Annotated in this window: 9 protein-coding genes; 4 read left to right on the top strand and 5 right to left on the bottom strand. The window is 55.1% G+C overall.

The annotated features are described in order from the left end of the window. The coding region (locus tag CAGGBEG34_RS08155; protein ID WP_042688403.1) for a type II toxin-antitoxin system antitoxin SocA domain-containing protein at nucleotides 1-187 on the top strand (187 nt) is incomplete at its 5' end. 3 nt (nucleotides 188-190) lie between these two features. Next, nucleotides 191-595 (top strand): hypothetical protein, encoded by a 405-nt coding sequence (locus CAGGBEG34_RS08150; protein WP_006683215.1) that lies wholly within the window; start codon nucleotides 191-193, stop codon nucleotides 593-595. Here CAGGBEG34_RS08150 and CAGGBEG34_RS10385 read toward each other — a convergent pair. Beyond that, a complete protein-coding gene (locus CAGGBEG34_RS10385; protein WP_006683214.1) occupies nucleotides 592-1,137 on the bottom strand; it encodes a lysis system i-spanin subunit Rz in 546 nt (181 codons plus the stop codon). The two genes, CAGGBEG34_RS08150 and CAGGBEG34_RS10385, sit on opposite strands and share 4 nt — an antisense overlap. Before the next feature lie 661 nt (nucleotides 1,138-1,798). After that, nucleotides 1,799-2,716, bottom strand: coding sequence for a phage protein (locus CAGGBEG34_RS08130; protein ID WP_006683213.1), 918 nt, complete (start codon nucleotides 2,714-2,716; stop codon nucleotides 1,799-1,801). A 47-nt stretch (nucleotides 2,717-2,763) separates the two neighbouring features. On the opposite strand from CAGGBEG34_RS08130, the gene CAGGBEG34_RS11430 reads away from it, so the two are divergent. Continuing rightward, nucleotides 2,764-2,901, top strand: coding sequence for a hypothetical protein (locus CAGGBEG34_RS11430; RefSeq protein ID WP_203224870.1), 138 nt, complete (start codon nucleotides 2,764-2,766; stop codon nucleotides 2,899-2,901). Nucleotides 2,902-3,004: 103 nt separating this feature from the next. Beyond that, nucleotides 3,005-3,442: a type II toxin-antitoxin system HicB family antitoxin gene (locus CAGGBEG34_RS08120; protein WP_006683212.1), complete on the top strand. Its 438-nt coding sequence runs from the start codon at nucleotides 3,005-3,007 to the stop codon at nucleotides 3,440-3,442. A 6-nt stretch (nucleotides 3,443-3,448) separates the two neighbouring features. On the opposite strand, the gene CAGGBEG34_RS08115 is transcribed toward CAGGBEG34_RS08120, so the two are convergent. From CAGGBEG34_RS08115 to CAGGBEG34_RS11425, 3 genes are read right to left on the bottom strand one after another with little or no spacing between them, the layout of a single operon-like run. After that, nucleotides 3,449-3,766, bottom strand: a complete 318-nt coding sequence (locus CAGGBEG34_RS08115; protein WP_006683211.1) for a phage baseplate plug family protein — start codon at nucleotides 3,764-3,766, stop codon at nucleotides 3,449-3,451. Further along, nucleotides 3,763-4,335 carry a phage baseplate protein gene (locus tag CAGGBEG34_RS08110; protein WP_006683210.1) on the bottom strand — a complete coding sequence of 191 codons (573 nt, stop codon included), beginning with the start codon at nucleotides 4,333-4,335 and terminating at the stop codon, nucleotides 3,763-3,765. Before CAGGBEG34_RS08110 ends, CAGGBEG34_RS08115 begins: the two co-directional genes overlap by 4 nt. Further along, the gene (locus CAGGBEG34_RS11425) at nucleotides 4,332-5,606 is read right to left on the bottom strand and encodes a hypothetical protein (RefSeq protein WP_006683209.1); all 1,275 of its coding nucleotides are present in this window, start codon (nucleotides 5,604-5,606) and stop codon (nucleotides 4,332-4,334) included. Before CAGGBEG34_RS11425 ends, CAGGBEG34_RS08110 begins: the two co-directional genes overlap by 4 nt. Nucleotides 5,607-5,785 lie beyond the last annotated feature (179 nt).

Genomic DNA, 5,785 nt, shown 5'->3' with positions numbered 1-5,785 from the left:
TGATCGTGAGACGTGTGAACTCTTGGATGAGGTATACCAGGTGTACGGCCAATATTCCGCGTGGATGCTGCGCGATATCACGCATCAAGAGGGGCCTTGGGTACAAGCGTTTAATGAAGTCGGAGTCGGAGCAAAGATTGAGCACAAAGCGATGCAGGACTATTTCCGCACGCAGCTTAAAAATTAACGGATGGGTAAGCTCAAACCGCCTGCTTGTAAGCAAGGCAAACGCTCTCGCACTCCGCAGGTCACGCCGCTCTCCACCCAACACATGCGGCCTAAATTTTCCCTCGAATATGTCCAAAAAAGCCATTGTGTGTCCCGCTGTACCCAAGAAGAAAAAGCCGCGCTCCTTGAGCGATTGCATGAACTGAGCCAATTGACCTGGCAGAGCATCATGCAGGCGGGTAGACACGGGCAAGGCTGCGACACACTCCCCCGCAACGCCATTTCATCTATTCCGTCCTGCATTCCTGAAGATACGAATATTCTTGTTTTTCGTTTTAATGGCAAAGCGCCGATGGTTGGCTTCCGGCGTCATGAGGTCTTTTTTATTGTGTGGCTGGATAGAGGCTTTACACTGTATCAACATTAGCGCGGGCTGGCCTGCACTTCCCGATCTGCCCGCACGACGTTCTGACACGCGGTTAGTTGGCGGACGGCCTGATCGGACTCGAAGGCGAGCTGGACAAGAAATCGAGCAGCCTGCTCTGAAAGTTCGGCTCGCGTGGGATCATGATCGACGCCGGAGGTGGAGGAAGTTGCGGGCAATCGGCGACCACTGCAAGCGGCGGGCCGGATACCGATGTACAGGCGGCGAGCGGTATCCAGATCAGCCAGAGTACGCGCATTCTGAGCTTTGGCATGTTGAAGTTCCTGTTGATATTGATGGTCGATTTTGGAGAGTTCTTTTTCCTTCTGGCGTTCAGCAGAGAGGACTTTGCGCTCGGCATCTATCCACGCTTGCGCGGCGGCTTCATTGAGCTTGCGGCGCTCCTCGGTAAAACGCAGCGCTTGACGCGCGATGATGCCTTGGTAGTGGTCACGGGTGAGGCGATGGCCGAGCCACAGGCCAGCGGTGAAGAGCGCAGCGGACGAGAGCAATATGGCGGTGGTTTTTCCAGGCAGTACATTCATGATTTACCCGTGTTTAAAGAAAGCGACGGCTTGGATGGTTTCAGGCGCGCGCTCTGTTCAATGCGCAAGACGCGCCCAAGCCAGCAGGATGACATCTACTTTCCAGGCGATGGCGGTTATAGGGACGACAACCAATGCACCCCATGCTAATTTTCGTAACTGTGGACTCCGATCAATGAGTTCAAACATTTTGACGACCTCACGATTTACCCGTGTTTAAAGAAAGCAATTGCCCGGATGATGTCAGGCGCGCGCTATGCGGCAATGCCAACGAGTACGATGAAGGCGATATGCCGGAGGATTCTGCGAAATTCCTTTGGCGTGACGTTGAGATTTCCATTGCATCACCACCAGCGCGCGACGTAAATCAGCGGCGTAGCGGCCAGAAAAAGCATGGCAGCGCCGATGCAGAATCGCAGCCACGGGCATAACCTGGCTTCCAGCACCATCCCCTCACGTGTCATTTTGAATTTTCCTTTGCTATACTTCACTGAAGTTTTGCTCCTTGGGGCTATCAAGGGGTTAAAACAAAAGGCCCTGACTGTTGGAGCAGTACAGGGCCTTTGCTTTTTGAAGATCGGAACGGAACAGCTTACCTTCTCCGCTGAAACGGGTTCACGGTAAAGCACAGGGGAATGCGCGGATACTTCCGCCAATTCTTCTATACCGCGAGCGTGCCACGTCCCGTCAGTGGCATTTTCCCGTGGATATCGGCACAGATGAGTTCGGTCGTCCAGTCCGCGCCGCGCGTATCCCCGCGATGCTGGACATATAAGACTTTGTACAGGCCGTCTTCAGCAAGGCTCGGCAGTTTCTCGTTCATGGCTGTCCAGCCTGGATCGTATCGAGCGTGTTGAATGCTGGACAGATCGATCTGGACGGCTGCTCCGCGTTTGATCGCGGGATTGAGCAGGCAGCGCGCGATGATGCCCTCGAATGTCTGTTGCGGCAGTCCGATCAATCCGGTTTGTGCGTTCAATACCACCGCCTCGCCGGGAAGATAACCGTGATTCGGCACTACCTGTAACTGGCCGTCCTCAACATGACAGGTCGCGTCCATCGAAGCTGCCAACGCATCAAGATAATCGCGTGACATGCCAAACATTGTTTTAGCGCGTGGCATTCGGGTGGCTGGAAATTCCGGCGCATAGCCCGCGGTGACGCCGTAAAGCGCTGCGGATTGCGTCAATGTTTGGTGCGCATCAGCAGCGGCCCAGCCTGCGGCGAGCGTGGCATGAACCACGCTGAAGTTATGCGCCGCGTCGCCATCGGTCGCAACGATGTGCAAATAGGTATCGGTGGCACCCAGCCGCGCCCGCCGGATTTGAATCGCCGTACCGCTGAAGATCAAGCCTGCATTGTCCGCATAGCCTGCTTGCAACTCGACGCACCTAAATTCTTTCTGAATGCGCTGCGCGGTGTGCGGCGCGACGTTAAAAATCAGGATATCCGCATGTTTAGGGGTCAATACCACGCCGCCCTGCACCGAGAAGGCGACGCGCAACTCGGACATGTTCAGCGCCTCGCCGTCTTCATCGCCGAGTATCAGCGAAACCTTGCGTAGCCATTGTTGGGTCATCAATGTTGTGCTTGTAATTCGATACTGTATATAGTACTATATGTGCAATGAATAAACGTGTAAAAACATTGGAACGGATGCGATGCCATCCACGCGATTGGCGAATCAATGACTTGCTGACTGTTGCACAGCAATACGGCATATCCGTACGCAATAACGGGGGTAGTCATTATGTATTTACCTAACCTGGCATAGAAGAAGACGTATGCGTTCCTGCGCACCGGCCCATTAAACCTGTCTACATTCATCGTTTCATTGCGTTGATCACCCAAATTGAGGAGATAAACCATGAGTAAAACAGGTATCAAAATCGTTCCAAAAGTGATTCCGCCTTGTCCATTTGAGTCATATGCTCACTTAATTAGCCCTTTGTCAGAGGAAGAGGGGGGCGGAGTACTCGTCACCTTTCCTGATTTACCGGGTTGTATGTCCGATGGCAAAAGCGAGGCCGAAGCAATAGACAATGCGCGTGATGCTTTCTATAGTTGGGTATCCGCACGTATTGATGCGAATAAACCCATCCCAGAGCCTAAATATCGTCCTGAAAGCACGCTGATACCTCAAACTTCCGGTCGGTTCGTCACGCGCGTACCCAAATCTATACATTTTCAATTGGCTCATCGCGCCAAGTTTGAAGGTGTTTCGCTCAATACGCTTGTACTGAGCTTGATTGCTGAAGGCTTAGGACGACGCGAACAGACCCAATCAGACTCTGTACGACCATAGAAATGTCTATTGCGCAACAAAATAGACACGACTCTCGCGGCCTAAGCCACTAAAAGTCGGCACAGCATCCGGATTCGCATCGGTCTGTACCCATAATTGGCCTTTAATGTCGAGATCGGGATACGGCTCCAGCAGATCAACGCCCGTGACCAGCGGAATCCCGCACACGAGCGGCTGACTGTTTGCATCCGCAATATCCAGCGTCCAACCGGCCTTCGCCGCATCGCGGTACTGCAATGTCAATCGATACTGCATGCCCGCCAGGGTGATTAAAAACGTCTGCGGGGCGGCAATCAGCGGAATTTCAAAGGCTGAAGCGGTCATTGGGAGAATCCAAGCGCACCGGAGAAACTGCCCATCTTGCTCAAAATGGACGACCTGACGGGCTTTAACTGCTTCGTGCCCAGATTCTGGATTTCCGCCGTTTTTTCAGGCGCAGCGTGATGCTCGGACGGCGGTAGCGTGGCCGTTTGCGTCTGAACAATCAGGACTTGCCGCAGCGCCGCGGTGACCATCAGCGCATGCTCACTTTCAGGGGCGGTGGTGACGGTCAACTGACGGATCAGCATATTTCGATACGCGCGCTTACCCGTGATGACATCGAACGGTTGTCTGGAAGCCTGGAGCGCCCGCAGTTGTTGATACATCCACGCGGGATCGCTCGATTCCATGCGGGAGAATGCGTTGCCTGGCCCGAAGCCGCAGCGCATCACCACTTCAGCGGGCCGGACATAGGCATGATCGGCGATCGCTGCGCCCTGTTCGACGGGATGTTCAGTAATGGTCAGCGCGTCCTGATGCACTTCTTCGATCACGACATTCGGAACGATCTCGCCAATGGAACGGCGGGCGCGAATCAGCACCGACTGGAGGGCGTCGTCAATGAGATTCATATCACCACGGCGCCGCGCAGATTGCGGATAAGTTGTGCATTGATATTCTGTTGCGCGTGCTGGATGGCATCCGCCGCTTCCTGCGGGTCAGAAACGCCGTTCACCGTGATATTCAGCGTCTGGTTCATCGACACATCCGAAGTTGCATTCGCACGCCCTGGTTCCGCATCCGGCAGCCTGGCGCGGCTTTCTATCCGATAGGGATGCGCCGCCTTCGTTTCCGCAACCGCTTCTGCGGCGCGATGGAAATCAAAGGGCGCTGTGTGGAGATCGAACAGGCCCGTCCCCCAAGGGTTCTGCGTCTCGGCGAGCGTCGTGAGTCCCCCCGATGCGCGCTTGGCCGTATTGACCCATCGATTGAAGGTTGGCGAGACGGCGTCCCAAGGATTCTGGCTGCGTTCATCAAGGGCAATCGCAGACGGGGCGCCCGCGGTACTTGCTTGTGCAATCTGGCTCACCCTGTCGGCGCTGTAGGGGTTTTTGCCATTCTCGATGCGGATAATGGCATTCATCAGCCCCGCAATCACCCGTGAGTCACGCATATCAAGTGGGGTATCCGCACCCACGCCAAGACGCTTCGCAACGCTGGCGATATACGCTTCCGTCTTGTTCTCGGATGAGGGCGCATAGCGTTTGATGATGCGGCGAATCGTGTCCCTCCCTTTTTTTGCATACACCTGTAGCAGATCGGCGAGCGCTTTTAACCCCTGTTCCGCTGAGCGGAACTGCGCAAACCGGCCGTCCGAACCCAGTGCACCGTGTGAACGCGCGAACGGGCCGTATTCGATATTGCCGGGATTGCGATTACGGATACCGCGGGGTTCATTTTCCAACGCCGCGCCATTCGGATTCCGGCTTTGCAGCCACTGCTGCTCTTGTTGATGAATCCGTTTAATCTCTTCCTCTTCCCCCTCATTCAGGGATTTTGAATGCAGCAGTGCATATAACCAGCTCCCCCATCTGAATAGATAGGGCCTGTTGATCAGCCATCTCAATGCGCGTCCGGCGCGTGCACCAGACCGATAGGCTTTATTCGGCGCTTCAGAAGGCGTCTGAGCCGGAGGCGCGCCCGTCTTCGGCGCCTCAGAAGGCGTCTGAGTCGGAGGCGCGCCCGTCTTCGGCGCCTCAGAAGGCGTCTGAGTCGGAGGCGCGCCCGTCGGGACGCGCGGCGTCTTGAGTTGCGAGAACGCTTTTCCCACCTTGCCGATGGCGCGCAGCATGCCAAAAGCCCATTTGCCCGCAAAGTAGACGAGTACGACGTAAGCGCTCAATTTTCTGCACCTGGCGCATTGCAGGGTAGAAGCGGAGTATGGGTGTCCACCCAATTGACAGTGGACACCCTAAGACATGGATGAATCGGTATGTGATGGACTGCCAATAATCAGAGTGAAGCGAGATGGCAGTCGGATATTTGATCCGCAAGCGAAGAGCCGGCTGGTTGAAGCGTGCT

Source organism: Candidatus Glomeribacter gigasporarum BEG34 (assembly GCF_000227585.1).
GTDB lineage: Bacteria > Pseudomonadota > Gammaproteobacteria > Burkholderiales > Burkholderiaceae > Glomeribacter > Glomeribacter gigasporarum_B.
This window is presented reverse-complemented; position numbering and strand designations above follow the sequence as displayed.